Annotated in this window: 19 protein-coding genes and 1 pseudogene; 9 read left to right on the top strand and 11 right to left on the bottom strand. The window is 69.2% G+C overall.

The genetic code is table 11. From position 1 onward, the window contains the following. Positions 1 to 293 precede the first annotated feature (293 nt). Positions 294 to 797, bottom strand: a complete 504-nt coding sequence (locus ABZV91_RS09680) for an SPW repeat protein (protein WP_355238079.1) — start codon at positions 795 to 797, stop codon at positions 294 to 296. A 126-nt stretch (positions 798 to 923) separates the two neighbouring features. Between ABZV91_RS09680 and ABZV91_RS09675 the strand changes: the two genes are divergently transcribed. Next, positions 924 to 1,370 carry a MarR family transcriptional regulator gene (locus ABZV91_RS09675; protein WP_355238076.1) on the top strand — a complete coding sequence of 149 codons (447 nt, stop codon included), beginning with the start codon at positions 924 to 926 and terminating at the stop codon, positions 1,368 to 1,370. 274 nt (positions 1,371 to 1,644) lie between these two features. Here ABZV91_RS09675 and ABZV91_RS09670 read toward each other — a convergent pair whose 3' ends face one another. Together ABZV91_RS09670 and ABZV91_RS09665 are read right to left on the bottom strand one after the other, a co-directional pair. Then, entirely contained in the window at positions 1,645 to 1,980 is a 336-nt protein-coding gene (locus ABZV91_RS09670) for a hypothetical protein (RefSeq protein ID WP_355238073.1), read from the bottom strand. Positions 1,981 to 2,401: 421 nt separating this feature from the next. Then, the gene (locus ABZV91_RS09665) at positions 2,402 to 2,782 is read right to left on the bottom strand and encodes a hypothetical protein (RefSeq protein WP_355238070.1); all 381 of its coding nucleotides are present in this window, start codon (positions 2,780 to 2,782) and stop codon (positions 2,402 to 2,404) included. Between the two features lie 274 nt (positions 2,783 to 3,056). On the opposite strand from ABZV91_RS09665, the pseudogene ABZV91_RS09660 reads away from it, so the two are divergent. From ABZV91_RS09660 to ABZV91_RS09650, 3 genes and pseudogenes are all read left to right on the top strand, one after another. Then, positions 3,057 to 3,284 (top strand): annotated as a pseudogene (locus ABZV91_RS09660) (recombinase family protein); the annotation flags it as partial. Positions 3,285 to 3,440: 156 nt separating this feature from the next. Further along, entirely contained in the window at positions 3,441 to 4,319 is an 879-nt protein-coding gene (locus ABZV91_RS09655; protein WP_355238067.1) for a hypothetical protein, read from the top strand. Then, positions 4,316 to 4,519 carry a hypothetical protein gene (locus ABZV91_RS09650; protein ID WP_355238064.1) on the top strand — a complete coding sequence of 68 codons (204 nt, stop codon included), beginning with the start codon at positions 4,316 to 4,318 and terminating at the stop codon, positions 4,517 to 4,519. The genes ABZV91_RS09655 and ABZV91_RS09650 overlap by 4 nt, the downstream gene beginning before the upstream one ends. A gap of 157 nt (positions 4,520 to 4,676) precedes the next feature. On the opposite strand, the gene map is transcribed toward ABZV91_RS09650, so the two are convergent. Further along, positions 4,677 to 5,444, bottom strand: coding sequence for a type I methionyl aminopeptidase (gene map / locus ABZV91_RS09645; RefSeq protein WP_355238246.1), 768 nt, complete (start codon positions 5,442 to 5,444; stop codon positions 4,677 to 4,679). Between the two features lie 73 nt (positions 5,445 to 5,517). Between map and ABZV91_RS09640 the strand changes: the two genes are divergently transcribed. Beyond that, positions 5,518 to 5,781, top strand: coding sequence for a helix-turn-helix transcriptional regulator (locus ABZV91_RS09640; RefSeq protein WP_030521271.1), 264 nt, complete (start codon positions 5,518 to 5,520; stop codon positions 5,779 to 5,781). A gap of 219 nt (positions 5,782 to 6,000) precedes the next feature. On the opposite strand, the gene ABZV91_RS09635 is transcribed toward ABZV91_RS09640, so the two are convergent. Both ABZV91_RS09635 and ABZV91_RS09630 read right to left on the bottom strand, forming a co-directional pair. Continuing rightward, positions 6,001 to 6,369 carry an Imm8 family immunity protein gene (locus tag ABZV91_RS09635; RefSeq protein ID WP_355238061.1) on the bottom strand — a complete coding sequence of 123 codons (369 nt, stop codon included), beginning with the start codon at positions 6,367 to 6,369 and terminating at the stop codon, positions 6,001 to 6,003. Next, positions 6,366 to 6,938, bottom strand: a complete 573-nt coding sequence (locus ABZV91_RS09630; protein ID WP_355238058.1) for a hypothetical protein — start codon at positions 6,936 to 6,938, stop codon at positions 6,366 to 6,368. Before ABZV91_RS09630 ends, ABZV91_RS09635 begins: the two co-directional genes overlap by 4 nt. Positions 6,939 to 7,206: 268 nt before the next feature. On the opposite strand from ABZV91_RS09630, the gene ABZV91_RS09625 reads away from it, so the two are divergent. Further along, positions 7,207 to 8,475 carry a serine hydrolase gene (locus ABZV91_RS09625; RefSeq protein WP_355238055.1) on the top strand — a complete coding sequence of 423 codons (1,269 nt, stop codon included), beginning with the start codon at positions 7,207 to 7,209 and terminating at the stop codon, positions 8,473 to 8,475. A gap of 160 nt (positions 8,476 to 8,635) precedes the next feature. Here ABZV91_RS09625 and ABZV91_RS09620 read toward each other — a convergent pair whose 3' ends face one another. The 3 genes from ABZV91_RS09620 to ABZV91_RS09610 all read right to left on the bottom strand — a co-directional run bounded on the left by ABZV91_RS09620 (position 8,636) and on the right by ABZV91_RS09610 (position 10,923). After that, complete coding sequence (locus ABZV91_RS09620; RefSeq protein ID WP_355238052.1) at positions 8,636 to 8,878, bottom strand: hypothetical protein; 243 nt, start codon at positions 8,876 to 8,878, stop codon at positions 8,636 to 8,638. 46 nt (positions 8,879 to 8,924) lie between these two features. Beyond that, positions 8,925 to 9,872: an endonuclease/exonuclease/phosphatase family protein gene (locus tag ABZV91_RS09615; protein ID WP_355238049.1), complete on the bottom strand. Its 948-nt coding sequence runs from the start codon at positions 9,870 to 9,872 to the stop codon at positions 8,925 to 8,927. Between the two features lie 223 nt (positions 9,873 to 10,095). Beyond that, the gene (locus ABZV91_RS09610; protein WP_355238046.1) at positions 10,096 to 10,923 is read right to left on the bottom strand and encodes a mycofactocin-coupled SDR family oxidoreductase; all 828 of its coding nucleotides are present in this window, start codon (positions 10,921 to 10,923) and stop codon (positions 10,096 to 10,098) included. Between the two features lie 834 nt (positions 10,924 to 11,757). Between ABZV91_RS09610 and ABZV91_RS09605 the strand changes: the two genes are divergently transcribed. Continuing rightward, entirely contained in the window at positions 11,758 to 12,402 is a 645-nt protein-coding gene (locus ABZV91_RS09605) for a hypothetical protein (RefSeq protein WP_355238043.1), read from the top strand. A 31-nt stretch (positions 12,403 to 12,433) separates the two neighbouring features. Here the strand turns inward: ABZV91_RS09605 and ABZV91_RS09600 are convergent, their stop codons facing one another. Further along, positions 12,434 to 13,639: an MFS transporter gene (locus ABZV91_RS09600; protein WP_355238040.1), complete on the bottom strand. Its 1,206-nt coding sequence runs from the start codon at positions 13,637 to 13,639 to the stop codon at positions 12,434 to 12,436. Positions 13,640 to 13,659: 20 nt separating this feature from the next. After that, a complete protein-coding gene (locus ABZV91_RS09595) occupies positions 13,660 to 14,718 on the bottom strand; it encodes an ABC transporter substrate-binding protein (RefSeq protein WP_355238038.1) in 1,059 nt (352 codons plus the stop codon). A gap of 155 nt (positions 14,719 to 14,873) precedes the next feature. Between ABZV91_RS09595 and ABZV91_RS09590 the strand changes: the two genes are divergently transcribed. Next, entirely contained in the window at positions 14,874 to 16,463 is a 1,590-nt protein-coding gene (locus tag ABZV91_RS09590) for an FAD-binding protein (protein WP_355238036.1), read from the top strand. Continuing rightward, a complete protein-coding gene (locus ABZV91_RS09585) occupies positions 16,460 to 16,813 on the top strand; it encodes a ferredoxin family protein (protein ID WP_355238033.1) in 354 nt (117 codons plus the stop codon). The genes ABZV91_RS09590 and ABZV91_RS09585 overlap by 4 nt, the downstream gene beginning before the upstream one ends. Positions 16,814 to 17,030: the final 217 nt, after the last annotated feature.

Genomic DNA, 17,030 nt, shown 5'->3' with positions numbered 1-17,030 from the left:
TACCGAGGAGTCGGTGTGGATGCCGGCGCCGCGCGGCACCTCGGGCCGACCGACCGTGCGCAATGCCGAGCCCGGCCACGGCCCGTGGGCCGAACGCGCCGCGACGCGCGAGCCGGTGCGCCGGGCGCCGATCCGGGCGCACCGTCACCAGGTGTCGATACCCGTACCGCGCCCGCTGTTGCGCCGGCCGTCGCGAGGTGGACCGGGCTGCGCGAGCAACGCCGCGGCCACTCCCGCATGCGGCGGCCGCCCCCGCCCGTCATCGCACCGGGCGTGGGGCGGACACCAGCGCGTCACTGGCGGGGTGTTTCCGGTGCGACCGCGGAGGACCGGTGGGTCCGAGTCGCGCCGGCGGGAGGCGTCTCGCCGGTGAGCCGTCCGGTCCGGCTCATCCCGAGGAACATCGACCCCAGCCCGAGCAGCAGCGCGAGTGCGCCTGTGACGACGTTGTTCCAGATCGTCGAAGTGGTATCGACATTCCCGCTGACGATCCACGGGGCGAGGATCGTCCACAGGCCGATCAGCGGAGCGGCCCAGACGATGCCGTGAGTGCGGCCGTACACCGAGGCGAACCCGAGGGCCAGCATCGCCAGGGCGATACCGCAGATGAGGTTGTTGACCGTCAAGGTCGTCAAGCCGTTGAACCCGACGACCCACGGGGAGATCGCGAGGTACAGCCCGGTCAGAAACAGCAGGCCGGTGACCGCCTGGGCATCGGGCGCCTCTGAGGCGCGTTCGTACTTTTCCCGCAATTCCACGATGTCGGGGTGCCGACTCATCATGGTTTCACTACTCATGTTCTCCACCACCTTCCGACGTAGTGGCGAATCGCGATCTCGAGCCGGACGGCCTGCGCTCGGTCGGGAAACGCGGCCCGGGAGCTCGCCACTCACTTATATATCATGTCGTGATACTATCACTCCATGATGGAACGGTCGATACCCTCGTCCACCTCGCTCACCGACCAGGACTACGCAGAGCTGCTGGCGTTGCGGAGCGGGCTGCGCCAGCTGCTGCGCTGGAGCGAGCGGCGGGCGGCCGAAGCCGGGCTCACCGACACCCAACATCAGTTGCTGCTGGCGATCCGTGGACATTCCGCCCCGGAAGGGCCCAGCATCGGCGAGATCGCCCGCTACCTGTCCACCCGCCACCACAGCGTGGTGCAGCTGATCGATCGCACCGAGCAACTCGGCCTCGTCGCCCGCAAGCGCGGGCAGGGCACCGACCGCAGAGTCGTACACCTCACGCTGACCGACGCGGGCAGGGAGGCCCTCGCTTCGCTCGGCGCCACACACCTGGAAGAACTTCAGCGACTGACATCCTTGGGCGGCGCCCTCAAAGACGACACCACCATGCCGCAAGCGGGATGAAGTCGAAGTCACCCGCCCAGGCGACAAGCCAGACCAGACGGACACCGGCCCCGCCCCACCAAGGGCGTGGGGTGGGGCCGGAGACACCGTCAAGCGCGGTATCAACCGGCTCGAACGGGATCGGGCGGTGGCGACCCGATTCGACGAACTCGCCGTCCGCCACCTCGCCACGCTCCACCTCGCCGCCATCAATCCATGGCTCGGTAACAGTTGAGGGCGGGCACGCGCCCGCCCTCGCCTGCTACTCGACTTCGAGACACTGCCCAGTCTCGGTTCAGGGAAGAACCTGCGGGACCACGTCGGGGTTCACCGCACCGACCAAGGCGCCGATCAGCCCACCGAGGATCGGCCCACCGGAACCCGTGGCCGAACCGACCGCCGAGCCGATACCGGCACCCAGAGCAGCGCCGTTCAACACGGGATCGGGGTACTGGGCGCCCGGGTTGGTCTTGACGTCCTGAGGCTCCTCCAGCGGAATACCGGCGATCGGCGCGGCCTGCGCATCGGCCATCGGCCCGGCGTCGGCGGAAGCGCCTCCGGCGACGACCGTGGCGGCGATCAGCGGCAGCGTCGAGGCGACGACGGTTTTGACGACATTGTTCGAGATCATTGCTCGCCTTTCGAACGAGTTGTGAAGTTGCCGAAGGGTATCCATCAACACAGCAGCTCCCCACCGATGGAAAGGCTCTGACAGCATCCCGCCGCGGCCACAGTCCTCAGGTCTATCGGCACGCCTGCCGAGGAGCGATCGACCTGAGCCCTCTGGTTCGGCGCACACCTTCGATGGTTGCTCGACCGCCTTCCTCGCCGGGCTCCCTGATGCGGTGTTCATTTCCTTTGACGCCGCCATAGTTTCTCGAACACTCGGGCCGAAATCGCCTCAGGTACGGGAAGGCTTGGCTCGACCGTAATCGGCGGCTGCTCGAAAAATGTGTCGGGAAGTCGAAGTGTTCACAATCTCCAGGGGGTCCTTTTCCGGCCGTTCGGTCGTCGGGTCGCTCTCCGACGAGCTACGCGGTTCGCGGGGTTCGTCACCTGGTGTCGGCGCCGGCCTCGTAGGTGTCCCAGGCCCACTTGTACAAGGGATCGATTTCCTCTTCGCCGATGCCGTGCTCTTCCGCCTGGTGTAGCAACTCCATCGCCAGTTCCGAGCGTTTCACCAGTTCCGAGAATCGGTATTCGCAGGTCTCGATGACGGCAAAGGCGCCCAGCAGCGCCAGGGGACCGCGCACCTCGGGATCGAGCGCCGGATTGCCGAGGTGGAGGTCGATCCGCGCGGCAATTTCATCCCACCGGCCCGGCTCGCTCGATGACCGATAGGCAGGATCGAAGTATTCGGCCAACGGCTCGGGCAGTCTTCCCGACTCGACGAGAGCGAGAGCGCTCGGTGGTATCGACGGTGCGGCGAACATCTTTCCTCCTGCGTGGTCGACCGGGCTCGGCGGAATCGGGCAGTTCGCCGATCGGTACGGAACGGCGGGACGCTATCAGCGGACCAGGACAATGTTCAGAGAACTCATACGCCCTTTTCTGTACGATCGCCCAATGACGGATACCGCTGCGCTCGAGCCGTTTCCCCTTCACGGCGACGCCGCGGACCCCGATAGGCGAGGCGGGGCACTGATCGGGTACGCCCCCGTCTCGGCTCGGCGGACCCGCGCGTTGAAGGCGCCCTGGTGCGAGTAGATGTTGTCCGCCGATAAGTCCGGCAAGGATGCCGAGCGCGAACAGTTGCCGGCGTGCCTGGACCACAGGCGCGCCGACGCCTCCCTCGACCGGCTGGGCGGCTCGTCGCAGGCTCCGATCCCGATCGCGGCCGGTTTGCGGCGCCGCGGTATCGGGTTCCGGTCGCTGCACGAATCTCTCGACACCACCACCCCCGGTGGCCGTCTGGTGTTCCATGTCTTCGCCGCGCCGGCCGCATTCCTCGAGTATGTGCTGCCCGAACCGGGGCGCGCTTCACCGATCCGGTGAAGGGCGCAGGCGACGGTGCCCGGGATCTGGTCGCGCGCCTGCGTGATGATCTGAGGGGGCTGCTTCGCCTTCGGTCCGAAAGGCCACAGCGACTGGATGCACCGTCGAGCCGATGGCGTCCGAGAAGCCGACCGTGTCACCGAGCGCGCCGCCGCGGAGGGAAGCGCTGGAGTCGCGGCTACCCGGGATGCGGAGGAACACACCGCCGGCCCGGCTCTCACCGCCTCACGGGCGGCGCGGACACCGCTCACCGACCTGTCGCATATGCCGCCGCTGGGAGATCTCTACGACGGCGCCCACCGCGGTGATCTCGACGACTACGACCTGACCGATATGCTGCGAGGGCTCCAGCGCCGATACGGCCCCTACCAGGTCGAGGACCTCAATGCCTGGTACGAACGCCCGTGGGTCCGGGAAGACGGAAGCATCCACCCCGCGAACGTGGGCTTCACCGCGGAGATCCGAACTCCCGGCGGAGAAGACGCCGGATCGATCATCTACAGCTTCACCCGCGACAGCCGGGGAAACCTGGTCGTCACCCACGACCTCACCGAACTCGAGGAAGGCTTCACCGGCAAAGGTTTCTCCACCGCATTCGCCGCGTCCACCGAGGACTACTTCCGCCGATCGGGCGTCGACAGAATCGAGTTGACAGCGACCCGACTGCGGGAAGACGACTCGCTCGACGGCGCGGTCGCCTGGGCGAAAGGCGGCTATGACTGGAACACCGACCCCGAGAAGCTGGCGAAGTCGGTCGACAACATGAAATCGCGCATCGACCTCCTGCTCGAGGGGGAGATCGGCGCCTTGAGCGACCGCGACATAGCCCTACTCGAAGATATGCGCACACGATTCGGCCGTTCACCAGTGGAATTCCCTTCACCTCAGGAACTGGTCATGCTCTCGGGCGACAACACGAAACTCGGCGAAGCACTGATGAAAGGATCATTGTGGTACGGGATGAAGAAACTGTGACCCCCACCCCGGAAGAGCGCGAATTCATCCGGGCCCGCAGCAAGGCCACCTCCGACCACTTCATGCGGTTCGTCACCGAACGCGCCCTCGATACCGATCCCGACACCTGGCCTGAAGCCGACCGAAAAGAGTTCGACCGGCAAGCACGCCTGCTCACCGAGGAGTGGAAAACCCGCGCCCGCGAAACCTTCGGGCTGTGAAACCGTGCGCATAGCGCCGGGCCACTCAGCTCTGCCGTTCGCGGAGTTGCGGCGGAGCGTCATCGCGGCCCTCGCTGCGGAGGTATGGCCCGTCGCCGCAGGGGACTCGGCGCCGAGCCGGCCGTCGGCGACGACCTGCGGCCCGGGGTCCGGACGGTCACGCCACCGTGGTCAGCACCCGTGGGCCGCCGGCGGTGATCGCGACAGTGTGCTCGGCATGGGCGGTGCGGGAGCCGTCGGCCGAGCGGATGGTCCAGCCGTCGGGATCGGTGACGATCCGGTCGGTGGTCGCGGCGAACCAGGGTTCCAGGGCGAGAGTGAGGCCCGGTCGCAGCCGGAAACCGCGGCCCGCGCGTCCGGCGTTGGAGACGTGCGGGTCCTCGTGCATGGTCCGCCCGAGCCCGTGACCGCCGAACTCGGTATTGACCGGATAGCCGTACACGCCGGCGACGGCGGAGATGGCCGCGGAGATATCGCCGATCCGGTTACCCGGCTGCGCGGCCTCGATGGCCGCGGCCAGCGCTTCCTCGGTGGCACGGACCAGCCGCAGGTCCTCGGCGGCGGGGGTTCCGACGATCACGGTGGTGGCGGCGTCGGCGACCCAGCCGTCGATGCTCAGCGCCAGATCAGCGGTCAGCACATCGCCGTCGCGCAGCGTGTAGTCGAAGGGTAGACCGTGCAGGACGGCGTCGTTGACCGACAGGCACACCGTATTGCGGAACGGACCGCGCCCGAACGAGGGCGCGTAATCCCAGTAGCACGACACCGCGCCCCGCTGCCGGATCCGTTCACGCACGATCATCTCCAGGTCGAGCAGGTTCACGCCCACTGCCGCGACCGCCCGCAGTTCCGCCAGGATCTCGGCCACGAACGCACCCGCGACCCGCATCCGCTCGATCTCCTCGGGCGATTTCAACTCCACCATCAGTACCTCCACAGCTATCGGCATTTCTATACCATCCTTGCGGTACATTAATACCACTCTTTAGAGTGGAGGTATGGTCCGCCTGCCTCTCACCGCCTCCCAGATCGACGCCGGCCGCCGCCTCGGAGTCCGGTTGCGTACCGCCCGTGACGGGCGCGACCTCGCCGAGGTCGCCCGCGCGGCCGGTATCTCCCCGGAGACCCTGCGCAAGATCGAAACCGGGCGCCTCCCCTCCCCGGGCTTCGGCACGGTCGTCTCCCTGAGCCGCGTCCTCGAGCTCCCCCTCGAGGAGCTGGCCGAGATCTGGACCGCGGACAACCTCGCCGAATCCGCGTGACCTCGCCGGCCATCGCGTCTCGCAAGAACCCGGCGGAACAGTCAGGCCGCCCCGTCGTCGCGCCGAGTCGGCACGCGCGCCAGCGGAAGATCCACTACATCGCCCACCCCTCCAGCGCGGCCCGCGCGCGACACCGGGCCATGCCGGACAGCCGCCGATCCCGGTCGACCGGCGCGCGGAGCAGGCCGGCATCAGCCCGGGGAGCGCATCCGCCGTGACCTACGCGCCGGCCTCGCCGGCCGGCCGGTACCCCACGAACTCCCAGCGTGCGATGCGGCCGATCGCCTCGGCCAGCGCAGCCCAGGTGGGGCGGTCCAGATCGCGCAGGAAGCTTTCGACCCGGCGACGGACCTCCGCCGCATCGATACGGTCGAGCACCAGTGCGTGGTCGACCGGACGGAAACCGTCTCCGTCCGCCGCCGCCGCGTCACCGCCCGAAGCGTGGACGACGAGATCGAACGATTCTTCCCCCACTGCGCCCGCCGGGCCGATCATCAACTGCACCAGCGCCGCGTCCACCACGCGCACGGCTTCCGGGTCCGCGAGATCGACATCCGGACTGTGCATACCCTTCAGTTCCGCTCTCATCGCGGCTCCTCGATTTCGAGATGCGCGTTGCTCTCCCAGTGCCGGCCGGTATCCGACCGTGACTCGTAATTGGCCTCCACGCCCCGCCCGGACGGTTTCTGCTGCGGCGGGCGGTACTGCCGCAACCCGTCTTCGCTGACCCAGCGATGAGTGCCGCCGTAGGGCAAACGCTTGGCCCCGGTCCCGACCCAGGCCAGCCCGGCGGCATCCGCCTCGGCCCGGGCGGCCCGGCCGATGCCGAAATTGCCGGTTCCCGCGCCCGCGCTGTGCAGGATCCGGACCACGCGCGGGCGGTTCGGCCGAGCGGGTGTCGCCTTCTCCCCGTCCACCCGCGGCATCGCGGCACCGGACCCGCTCTCCGCACCCACCTTCCCCTCGACGCCGGCCGGACCGACCCCGGGAATCCGCTCCGCCCCCGCGGCATCCCCGGCCACCAGCTTCCCCGGCCCGAACCCGGTGCCGATACCGATCAGACCGTCGACCTCGGCCCGGACCTTCTGGACATAGGTCTGGACATAGCCGGACAGACGGTTCGCGAATGCGACGTACTCGTGCGGGACCCGCGACACCGGCAGCCTCTCAGAAATCCGAAACGCCGGTCAGTCTATTTTACGGTGTCGAATCGATGCACAGCGGCTATCGATACCGGAGGAAGCCGCCGGTACACAGGGCGAGCGAACCGATCGAGGGTCGAGGCGATCGAGGACGGCCAGGCGCCGGGCCGGACGGCCGTCGACCGCGACGCGGGCCGAACGGTCCGCACAGCGGGCGCCGGCCGATGTCGGAACCCACCGAGAAGTTTTCGGCACGGTGCGCGCAGCGCCTACCGTGCCACCTATGGGATTTCGAGATACCGATACGGCTCGGGTACCAGGCGCGGGCCGGCCGGATGGCCGGTCCGTGCCGGCGGGCCGCGGTCGGGCGGCCGAGTCCCGGACGCACGGCGGTGGGAGAGGGATACGGGCGGCGGTCGTCCTGCTCACGGGCCTGCTGGTCGCGGCATGCACCGGGGAATCGCCCGCACCGGCGGCAACCGACGATCCGCTGGGCACCGTGGTGCACGAGACGTTCACGGCCTTGCGCGAGGCCCACGACATTCCCGGCCTCGCCGTGGGGGTGGTCCACGGGGATCGGACCCGGCTCTTCGAGTTCGGTACCACCGCCCCCGGCGGCGACCGCCCGGTCACCGAGCACACCCTCTTCGAGATCGGTTCGGTCAGTAAATTGTTTACCACATTGCTGGCTGGTTCCGCCGCCTCCCGCCAGCGTCTCGACCTCGACGACACCCCGGGCCGGTATCTGCCGCAACTCCGCGATCACCCGATCGACGGCGCGCGGATCAGGGATATCGCGACCTATACCGCCGGTGGTCTGCCGCAGCAGTTCCCCGCCGAGGTGACCACGGAGGCCGAGATGTGGCGCTGGTTCCAGCAGTGGCGCCCGGTGTACCCACCGGCGACCACTCGCCTCTACGGCAACCCTGGCATGGCCCTGCTGGGACAGGTGACCGCCGCGGCGCTCGGCCGGCCGTTCGAGGACGCGATGCGGGCCGAGATACTCGGGCCGCTGGGCCTGCGGAACACCTACTTCGAGGTGCCGGCAGCGCAGCAGGAAGACTACGCCTGGGGGACAGCGCCATCGGGGGCTCCGGTGCGGGTTTCACCCGGCCCCGGAGATACCGAGGCCTACGGGTTGAAGACGACCGCTGCCGATCTGCTGTCCTTCGTCGCGGCGAATATGGACGGTGGGCGAGCTCCGCTCGATATGCGCGGACCGCTGGACGCGACCCGGCACGGCTACTACCGAGTCGGCCCGATGACCCAGGCACTGGGCTGGGAACGCTTCGACTACCCCACCGCACTCGAGACGCTGCAGGCCGGTAACTCGGCCGAGATCATCAACGGTCCCCGGCCGGTCGAACCGACCGGGGACCCGTCCGGTCCGGTGCTGTTCGACAAGACCGGCTCCACCGGCGGATTCGGCACCTACGTCGCGTTCGTACCCGGACGATCCATTGCCGTCGTCGTGCTGATGAACCGGAACATCCCGATACCCGCCCGCGTCGCCGCCACCCACCGGGTGATCGAAGCTCTCGACTCGAAGTAGCGACCACCTGCGCCGGTACGCGCCGTGCGGATTCGGGCAAGGCCGCGCGCAGCATCGGCTTCGAGGGCGTCGCCCAGCCACCGACGGGCGACGATCGGGAGCACGGTTATGGCGCCCGGCCGGAAACCACCGACGACGTCAGCAGCCGTCGCCGCGCCGCTCAGCTCTTACGTTTGGAGGTAGTGGGTTTGCTGGGCTTCTTCTTGCTGTTGTTCTTCCCGTCGCTGTCGGGCTCCCATTCGTAGCCGGGAGTCCCGTTCTCGCAGTAGGAATTCGCGACTTTGGTATCGGTGGCGTCGAATTCGCACCACCGGTCGCTTCCGCAGGCGACCGAACCGAGGCCGGCGGCGAGGGCGATCACCACGGTGCCGGTGACAGTGCGCAGACGGGTGCCGGAATACATATTCTCTCCTGGTCTTACGAGGGAAGGGCGCCCGCGCGGTGGCGGGTCAGGGGGTGAGCCGGAGGCGGGCGACGACGGCGCGGTGGTCCGTACCCGCGAGGGTGAATGTACTGATGTTCTCGGTGGTGCCGCCGGAAACCAGAATATGATCGATTCCGATCAGCGGCCCCCAGGTTCGGTCGGCCGGATAGGTGAGCAGCCGTCCCGCGCCGGCCTGTTCCGCGGCAGCGGCGAAATCGCCGCCCACCAGGCGGCGGAAGGCGGCGTGGTCGCTGGTCGCGTTGAAATCGGCGCCGACCACCGCCGGGCCCGGCGATTCGCGCAGGATGGTGTCGACGGCACCCATCTCCTTCGCCCAGACGGCGGCGTCGGCGGTCGGCGGAAGCGGGTGGAAGGCGTGGACCGCGACGGATCCGAGGGCGGGATGGACGAGTGTCGCGGACAGGTTACCGAGCACGAACTCCTGGTGCCGCACCGGATCCGACAGCGGGAACCGGCTGTAGATACCGGTACCCCCGCCCCCGGGACCCGGATCCAGATAACTGTGTGGAAGCAGCGTGCCCAGACCGGCCGCGGCGAGCGCGTCGACCGCCTCGGGCGTGAGTTCGTCCACGGTGAGCACATCGGCTCCGCGTTCTCGCACCGCGGCCACCAGCGCGGTGGTATCCGCCCCACCGAACAGCAGATTCGATTGCAACACGGTCAGTTCGGCGCCGGCGGCGGCGCGACTGTCCGGGACGAACAGCGGCAGTTGGGTCCACAGCACCCCGGCGAGCACGATCATCGCCGCCGCGGCGCTGCGCCATCCGCGCGCGACCAGGAACAGCAGCAGGGCGGCCACGGCGCCCAGCATCAGATATGTCGCTCCCGCGGCCAGCAGGATCAGTTCCCGCCGCTGCCAGCCCCCGACATAGAGGGCCAGACCGAAGGCCCCGGCCAGCAGCGCACACCACCCCGCGCCGAGTAGTACCCGGCGGACAACTCCGTGCGTCATACCCGCAAACCTATCGGGCGCGCTCGAGAAAACCTTGCGAAGTCCTTGCGGCGAAGCCCGCCCGGCCCGTGCTACAGAAGTTCAGTGCCCGCGAGCCGGATCGCACCCGTGCGGTTCCGCGCCCGTCCGGGCACGAGGACTCTCACCGGCGCCTACCGTGGGCCGCGGCCGTAAGCGCAACGCGGACACCGGAACGACCACGTCGGCCACTCGTGGCCGACGTTCAGAGGGCCCCGCCGGCATCGATCTGCTGAGTGGTCCCGGTGATGTAGCGTCCGTCGTCGGAGACCAGATGCAGAACCGTGGCGGTGATGTCCTCCGGCTCCAGGGCGACCACCGGGAGCCGGTTGAGGGCGCGGGCCGCCTCTTCGAAATCGGCGCGGTCCGGGTTCGGCAGATCCGGGCGGAACAGGCGATAGGTGGCGTCGTTCAGGATCATGGGGGTGGCGACGGTTGTCGGATGCACGGTGTTGACCCGGATATCGTGCGGGGCCAATTCTTTGGCGAGCACCTTCATCAGCATCACCAGGCCGGACTTGGACGCCGAATAGTGCGCGGTGTTCTCGTTGGCGTGGAACGCGGCCAGCGAACTGGTGACCACCACAGAGCCGCCACGGCCGCCCTCGATGATGTGCGGAACGGCGGCCTTGAGCGATTTCCACACTCCGGTGAGGTTGATGTCGATCATGTCCTGCCAGACGTCTTCGTCCATCTCCAGCGTGGGCGCCGGACTGGAGATCCCGGCATTGGCGACGACGATATCGAGCCGCCCGAATTCCGCCACTCCCGCGGAGACCGCCGCGGTCAGCGCGGCGAGATCGCGGACATCGGCGTCCCGGGCGACAATGCGGCGACCGGTGGCCTGCACCAGACGGACCGTCTCCGCGAGGTCGGCGGCATCGGCGAGCGGGTACGGGACACTGGCGACCCGGGCCGTGGTGTCGACGGCGATGATATCGGCGCCCTCCTGCGCAAAACGTACCGCGTGCGAACGCCCCTGGCCGCGCCCGGCACCGGTGACGAATGCGGTCCTGCCGTCCAATTTGCCCATGAGTCACTCCGTATCGCGCACCGTATCCGCACTTTTGCCGTAGCTCGACAATATGGCACCGACTGTCGGAAGTCGATGGCGTGTGCGCCCACCCACGGCAACCCTGGCGCAACCTTCCGCGCGGAGGGTGACCTATGATCTTGATGCCCGCAGCGCAGCGGACCGGCCGAAACAGTTCCCGGGCCAACGTCTCTTCCTTGTTCTGCCGTTGGCTGCCGATATGCTTGGAGCACGCCATGATCACGCCGCCCGACCCCGTGCCATCACCCCTGGGCCCCGGTCGAGGCGATGAAGAGCGATACCCGCTCTACTCCGCCGAATTCACCGCCGATCCGCACCGCGCCTACCGGGAGATGCGGGAACGACACGGCGCCCTGGTACCGGTGGAGCTGGCGCCCGGCGTTCCCGCCACTTTGGTGATCGGCTACCGCGCCGCGCTACGAATCCTGAACGATCCGGCCCGGTTTCCCGCCGACCCTCGCTACTGGGAAAAGACCGTCCCCGCCGACTGCCCGGTGCTGCCGGTCCTGCAGTACCGGCCGAACGCACCGCGCAGCGCCGGCGCCGAGCACACGCGCTACCGGAGCGCCGTCACCGCGGCACTGGCCGGGGTGGATCTGCACCGGCTGCGGGACACCGTCGAACGCTTCGCGGCGCCCCTGATCAACCGGTTCTGCGAGACCGGTTCGGCCGATCTGGTGGCCCAGTACGCGTTCCCGCTGACCTTCGAGATCATCAACGCGATGCTCGGCTGCCCACCCCGACATCAGCGATCGCGCCGCGGCCGCGACCGCCGCCATCTTCGACGGCATCGACTCGGAGAAGGGCAATCTGATGTTCGGCGAGGCGGTGCAGGAACTGGTGGACGCCAAACGCGCCGCGCCGGGCGAGGATGTCACCACCCGGCTGTTGCACCACGCCGCGGCCCTCGACGAAACCGAGATGATTCATCAGGTCGTCGCCCTCTACGGCGTCGGTATGGGGCCGATGCAGAGTCTGATCATCAATACCCTGTGCCTGATCCTCACCGATGACCGATTCGCCGACGAAATGCTCGGCGGCGCGCTGGCCACCCGCGACGCACTCGACGATGTACTGTTCGACGATCCGCCGCTGCCCAATGCCAGTGTCACCTATCCGCGCCAGCCCACCCTGGTCGACGGTGTCTGGCTGCCCGCCCACGAGCCGGTGGTGATCAGTCTCGCCGGATGCAACAAGGATCCGGAGATCGGGACCGGTCACCACACCGGCAACCGGTCACATCTGGCCTGGGGTGCCGGACCGCACGCCTGCCCTGCCCAGCCCACCGCGTACCTGATCGCGCAGGAGGCCATCGACCAACTGCTCGACGCGCTGCCCGAGCTGCGGCTCGCGGTCCCGGCGGCGGAACTGGTCTGGCGGCCGGGTGTACTGCACCGCGCCCTCGCCGCGCTCCCGGTCACCTTCCCGCCCACACCGCCACTGCCGGTGGTTGGCTGAGGCGCGGGCCCGCGCCCAGGCCGGGAACCGGCTACCGTGCCACCAGGTCGGGTGCGGAACGACCGGGGACCGGAACGAATCGCGGGATGTACCGGAACATCACCGCGGCACCGGTCACCGAGACCACGCCCAGGCCCGCCACCGCCGGACCCAGTGCGACCACGGTGGCCGCGGCCCCGGCGGCCAGCGGGCCGAGGAACATCCCGAAATCGTGGGTCAGCCGCCAGGCCGCCAGGAATTCCGCGCGAGTGGCGGCCGGGGCCACATCGGCGCCCAGGGTCATGATCACGCCGTTACCGAAACCGTTGCCGATTCCCATGATCACGGCCACCGCGCCGATGGTCCACACATCCTGGGCCAGGGGCAGCAGGAAATAGGACAGCGCGATGATCAGCAGCGACGGCACCGCGATGAACCGGCGGCCGTAGCGATCCATCAGCTGCCCGGCCGGATATGAGCACAGCAGGTCGAAGGCGGCGCCGATACCGAACACCAGCGACGCCGACGCGGCGGGCAGGCCGATATGGTCGGCCCACAGGGGAAGCGCCGCCTCCCGGGAGGCGCGGGCCGCACCCATGAGCAGTGAGCCGGCGCCCAGCGTGGCCAGCAGTCGCCGGTGCCGGCGCAGGATCGTCACCAGCGAGGCCCCGCCGGCCGGGGCGTCGTGGGCACGCGGCGGGTCGGGCACCCGCGACATCAGATAGCCGGAGACGATCACCCCGGCCAGCTGTACCGCGAATCCGCCGCGGGTCCCCACCCCGAGGATCACCAGTGCGCCCGCGAAGGGGCCGATGAGAAAGCCCAGCCGCCACATCAGCGCGAAAGTCGCCATGGCCCGGGCCCGCATCTCGACCGGCACCACCTCGGCGAGATAGCTCTGCCGGGCCAGCCCCCACACCGCGTTGGAGACCCCGGTGAGCAGTGCGCCGACCGCCAGCACAGCGGGCGTCCAGGCCAGCAGCGACAGCAGTACCCCGGTGGTGCCGATCAGCGATCCGGCGATGATCGACCGCCGCTCACCGAAGCGGGCCACGACCCGCCCGGCCGGGAGATCACCCAGTACCGCGCCGAGCCCGACGAGTGCCACGATCACCCCGGCCACGCCCACCGGGGCGCCGAGGTCCCGGGCGGTCAGCGCGATCACGGGAGAGCCGGCGCCCTGACCGATCCCGAACACCGCGGACGGGACGAAGACGGTGGGCAGGAGGGGACGCAGCGTTGTCCAGGTGGATGTCATCCGTTCGGCTCGGCCGCGCGCTACCCGACCACCTTGCCGTCCGGTCCGGCGTTCTCCGGATAGGTGCCATTGGCGTAGGGGTTGAACTCGTTGGTGTAGAGGTCCTTCGCGGCCAGCTTCCCGCTCTCCACCTCACCGTTACGGACCAGCCAGTCGATCCACAGCTGGATCTCCTGCTCGCGCGTGACGCCGCCGGGTCCGGCGACACCGGTGCTCTTCCAGTAGTCCGCCTTGTCGGGGCTCTCGCCCTCCCGTCCGCGGCGGGTGATGATGTCCTTGAACTTCGCGATCACCTGGTCGCGCGGTGTGGTCTGCGCCCAGCGGATCGCGCGGGCGGTGCCCTGGGTCAGATCCGCGACGGCGTCGCGGTGACGGGCCAGGAAGTCGTCGCGAACGATATAGGTGCCGTAACTGAACGCACCGAACAGATCGCCGTCGGTGAACAGCGGCCGGACCCCACCCCGGGCCACGGCCTGGTCCCGCCAGATATCGAACAGTGCGACCGCATCGATCTGGCCCTGCCGCAGTGCTTGTTCCGCGTTCACCGGCGGTACCACGGTCAACTCCACCTGGGCGATCTCGTCGTTGGACAGACCCTGCTGGGCCAACCACTCCCGGGCCACGAACTCGTGGTGCGCGCCGAGGGTGTTCACCCCGAACTTCTTGCCGATCAGATCGCGGGCACTGCGGATCGGGCTGTTGTCCAGCACGTAGTACCCGGTGAAATTCTCCTTGTCCGAACCGTAGTAGCTGATCACCGAGGTGACCGGGGAACCGGCGGCGGCGAGTTTCACGACGGCGCCATTGAACGCTCCGCCGATATCGGTGGCGCCGGTGGCCGCGGACTGGATATCCTGCGGCCCGCTGGTCGTATTGCCGACCCAGTCGAGCGCGACCTTGTCGAAATATCCGAGATCGGCGGCGAGTTCGGGATAGGTGACCTGGCTGGCCCAGCCCTGGTAGCGGATGAGCGTCCTACCGTCCTCGGTCGTCCGGGCTTCCGACGAAGTGCCGCACGCCGACACCAGGGAGACGGCCGCGAGCAGCGCGAAGAGCAAGGCCGGCACACGTTTACGCATGGCGTGATCATGACGACGCGGGCCGCCGGCGACGAGATTTGCACTACCCGCGATTCCAATCGTTGTCCGCCGGGTGGCCCGGGGGCAGCCTGGCATTCGTCACTGTGACCCGCGCTGCGCCGAGGTGGACGCGGTCGTCGGAACAAGGGGTTCGAATGACGGATGTGCACGAACTGAGCACCGATGTACTCGTGATCGGTGGCGGCCCCGCCGCCACCTGGGCGGCCCTGCGTGCGGCACGCGCCGGCGCCGACGTGGTGCTCGCCGACAAGGGCTACTGCGGGACCAGCGGCGCCACCGCCTCGGCCGGCACCGGAGTGTGGTACGTCCCGCCGGATCCGGTCGAACGCGAGGCCGCGATCGCGAGCCGCGCCGGCCTGGGCGGCTACCTGGCCGATCAGCGCTGGTCGGAGCGGGTACTCGACGAAACCTACGAGCGGCTGAACGAACTCGCCGAACAGGCACGGTTCCCCTTCCCGGTAGGACCGGACGGCAGGCAATTGCGCAATGGACTGCAGGGCCCGGAGTACATGCGGCGGATGCGGATCCGGGTACGCCGGGCCGGTGTGCGGATCCTCGACCACAGCCCGGTCACCGAACTGCTGGTCGACGCGGCGGGTGCGGTCGCGGGGGCCGCGGGCTACCGGCGCCAGGCCGGGGAGAGCTACCGGGTCCGGGCCGGCGCGGTGGTGCTGGCGACCGGCGGATGCGCCTTCCAGTCCAAGGCACTGGGCTGCGATGTGAACACCGGTGACGGTGCGCTGTTCGCGGTCGAGGCCGGGGCCGAGCTGTCCGGGATGGAGTTCTCGAACGCCTACGGCATCGCGCCCGAGGGCACCTCGGTGACCAAGACGGCGTTCTATCATTTCGCCACCTTCTACCGCGCCGACGGCAGCGTGCTGGAAGGAGCCGGCGGCCGTAACCGCTCTCCTATCGCGGCGGAACTGCTGCGCGACAGAGTTTTCTGCCGAATTGATCAGGCCGACGAGCCGGCCCGGGCCGCCATGCGCCGGGCCCAGCCGAATTTCTTCCTGACCTTCGACCGGCTCGGCATCGATCCGTTCACCGAGAAGTTCCCGATCACGTTGATCGCCGAGGGCACCGTCCGCGGTACCGGCGGTATCCGCCTCGTCACCGACGAATGCGGTACCAGCGTGCCGGGTCTCTACGCGGCCGGTGACGCCGCGACCCGTGAACTGATCTGCGGCGGTTTCACCGGCGGCGGCAGCCACAATGCCGCCTGGGCGATCTCCTCGGGCACCTGGTCGGGTGCCGGTGCCGCCCGGTACGCCCTGTCGCTCGGGGCCGGGGCGGCAGGCCGCCGGGTGACCGGGATCGGCGCGGTGGGCGCCCGGCCGGAGGGCCGCCGCCGCGATCACGATCCACGACAGGTGGTGGCCGCCGTGCAGGGCGAGGTCCTGCCCTACGACAAGAACTATCTGCGGCGCGGCAGTGTGCTCACCGAGTCGCTGACCACCCTGGACGCCCTCTGGTCGGAGATCCGCGAATCACTCGGCGGCGACGGCGCAGACCGGGTGCGCACCCGGCAGGCCGCGGCGATGGCCGCGCACGCGCGCTGGATGTACCGGGCGGCGCTGGCCCGCACCGAGACCCGGGGCATGGCGAAACGGCTGGATTTTCCGGACCAGGACCCCGATCAGCACTATCGGCTGATCACCGGCGGACTGGACCGGATCTGGGTGCGGCCGGAGCAGGCGGCGATGCCCGCGGCGGTGGCGTCGTGATCGAACTCGTCTCCGCGCAGCGCTGCATCGCCTGCGATAAATGCATCGCGGTATGCCCCACCGATGTTTTCGACCGCGGCGCCGACGGTATCCCCGTGATCAGCCGGCACAGCGACTGCCAGACCTGCTTCCAGTGCGAGGCGAACTGCCCGGCCGACGCGCTGTTCGTCTCCCCGCGCACCACCCCAGAACCGGACTCCTCGCCGGCCGGTGATCAGGAGGAACTCGCCCGCAGCGGGCTCCTGGGCAGCTACCGTGCGCAACTCGGCTGGGGCAAGGGCCGCAAACCCGGCACGCTGCGGGCGGTCGGGCCCGCCCTGCAACCCGGCGGGTCGCCGCTCACCAGCTGATCGACCGGGCGGACGGGCAGATTCCCGGTGGCCTCGACGAGCAGCTGCCCCGCGACTCGGCCGATGGCACCTCCTGCGCTCCCCGCATGGTGCCACAGACACCGGCGCGCCGACCGCGGCGCGCGTCCGGACGCTCCCGCACGATCCGCGCCCCGGGGGGGTCTTTCGCGGCGGTCCCTCGGCCACCGGCGCCGAGCCGAGTACGTGGGGCGGGCGG

Origin of the sequence: Nocardia sp. NPDC004568, from assembly GCF_040609955.1 — a bacterium.
Classification (GTDB): Bacteria; Actinomycetota; Actinomycetes; order Mycobacteriales; family Mycobacteriaceae; genus Nocardia.
Note: the sequence above shows the minus strand (reverse complement) of the source record. Positions and strands in the feature narration are given on the sequence as shown.

Bases quoted from the DNA above. Each gene is read 5' to 3' on its own strand.
- ABZV91_RS09680 (WP_355238079.1), bottom strand. From the start codon at position 797: ATGAGTAGTGAAACCATGATGAGTCGGCACCCCGACATCGTGGAATTG.
- ABZV91_RS09675 (WP_355238076.1), top strand. From the start codon at position 924: ATGATGGAACGGTCGATACCCTCGTCCACCTCGCTCACCGACCAGGAC.
- ABZV91_RS09670 (WP_355238073.1), bottom strand. From the start codon at position 1,980: ATGATCTCGAACAATGTCGTCAAAACCGTCGTCGCCTCGACGCTGCCG.
- ABZV91_RS09665 (WP_355238070.1), bottom strand. From the start codon at position 2,782: ATGTTCGCCGCACCGTCGATACCACCGAGCGCTCTCGCTCTCGTCGAG.
- ABZV91_RS09655 (WP_355238067.1), top strand. From the start codon at position 3,441: ATGCACCGTCGAGCCGATGGCGTCCGAGAAGCCGACCGTGTCACCGAG.
- map (WP_355238246.1), bottom strand. From the start codon at position 5,444: ATGGTGGAGTTGAAATCGCCCGAGGAGATCGAGCGGATGCGGGTCGCG.
- ABZV91_RS09640 (WP_030521271.1), top strand. From the start codon at position 5,518: ATGGTCCGCCTGCCTCTCACCGCCTCCCAGATCGACGCCGGCCGCCGC.
- ABZV91_RS09635 (WP_355238061.1), bottom strand. From the start codon at position 6,369: ATGAGAGCGGAACTGAAGGGTATGCACAGTCCGGATGTCGATCTCGCG.
- ABZV91_RS09625 (WP_355238055.1), top strand. From the start codon at position 7,207: ATGGGATTTCGAGATACCGATACGGCTCGGGTACCAGGCGCGGGCCGG.
- ABZV91_RS09620 (WP_355238052.1), bottom strand. From the start codon at position 8,878: ATGTATTCCGGCACCCGTCTGCGCACTGTCACCGGCACCGTGGTGATC.
- ABZV91_RS09615 (WP_355238049.1), bottom strand. From the start codon at position 9,872: ATGACGCACGGAGTTGTCCGCCGGGTACTACTCGGCGCGGGGTGGTGT.
- ABZV91_RS09610 (WP_355238046.1), bottom strand. From the start codon at position 10,923: ATGGGCAAATTGGACGGCAGGACCGCATTCGTCACCGGTGCCGGGCGC.
- ABZV91_RS09605 (WP_355238043.1), top strand. From the start codon at position 11,758: ATGTTCGGCGAGGCGGTGCAGGAACTGGTGGACGCCAAACGCGCCGCG.
- ABZV91_RS09600 (WP_355238040.1), bottom strand. From the start codon at position 13,639: ATGACATCCACCTGGACAACGCTGCGTCCCCTCCTGCCCACCGTCTTC.
- ABZV91_RS09595 (WP_355238038.1), bottom strand. From the start codon at position 14,718: ATGCGTAAACGTGTGCCGGCCTTGCTCTTCGCGCTGCTCGCGGCCGTC.
- ABZV91_RS09590 (WP_355238036.1), top strand. From the start codon at position 14,874: ATGACGGATGTGCACGAACTGAGCACCGATGTACTCGTGATCGGTGGC.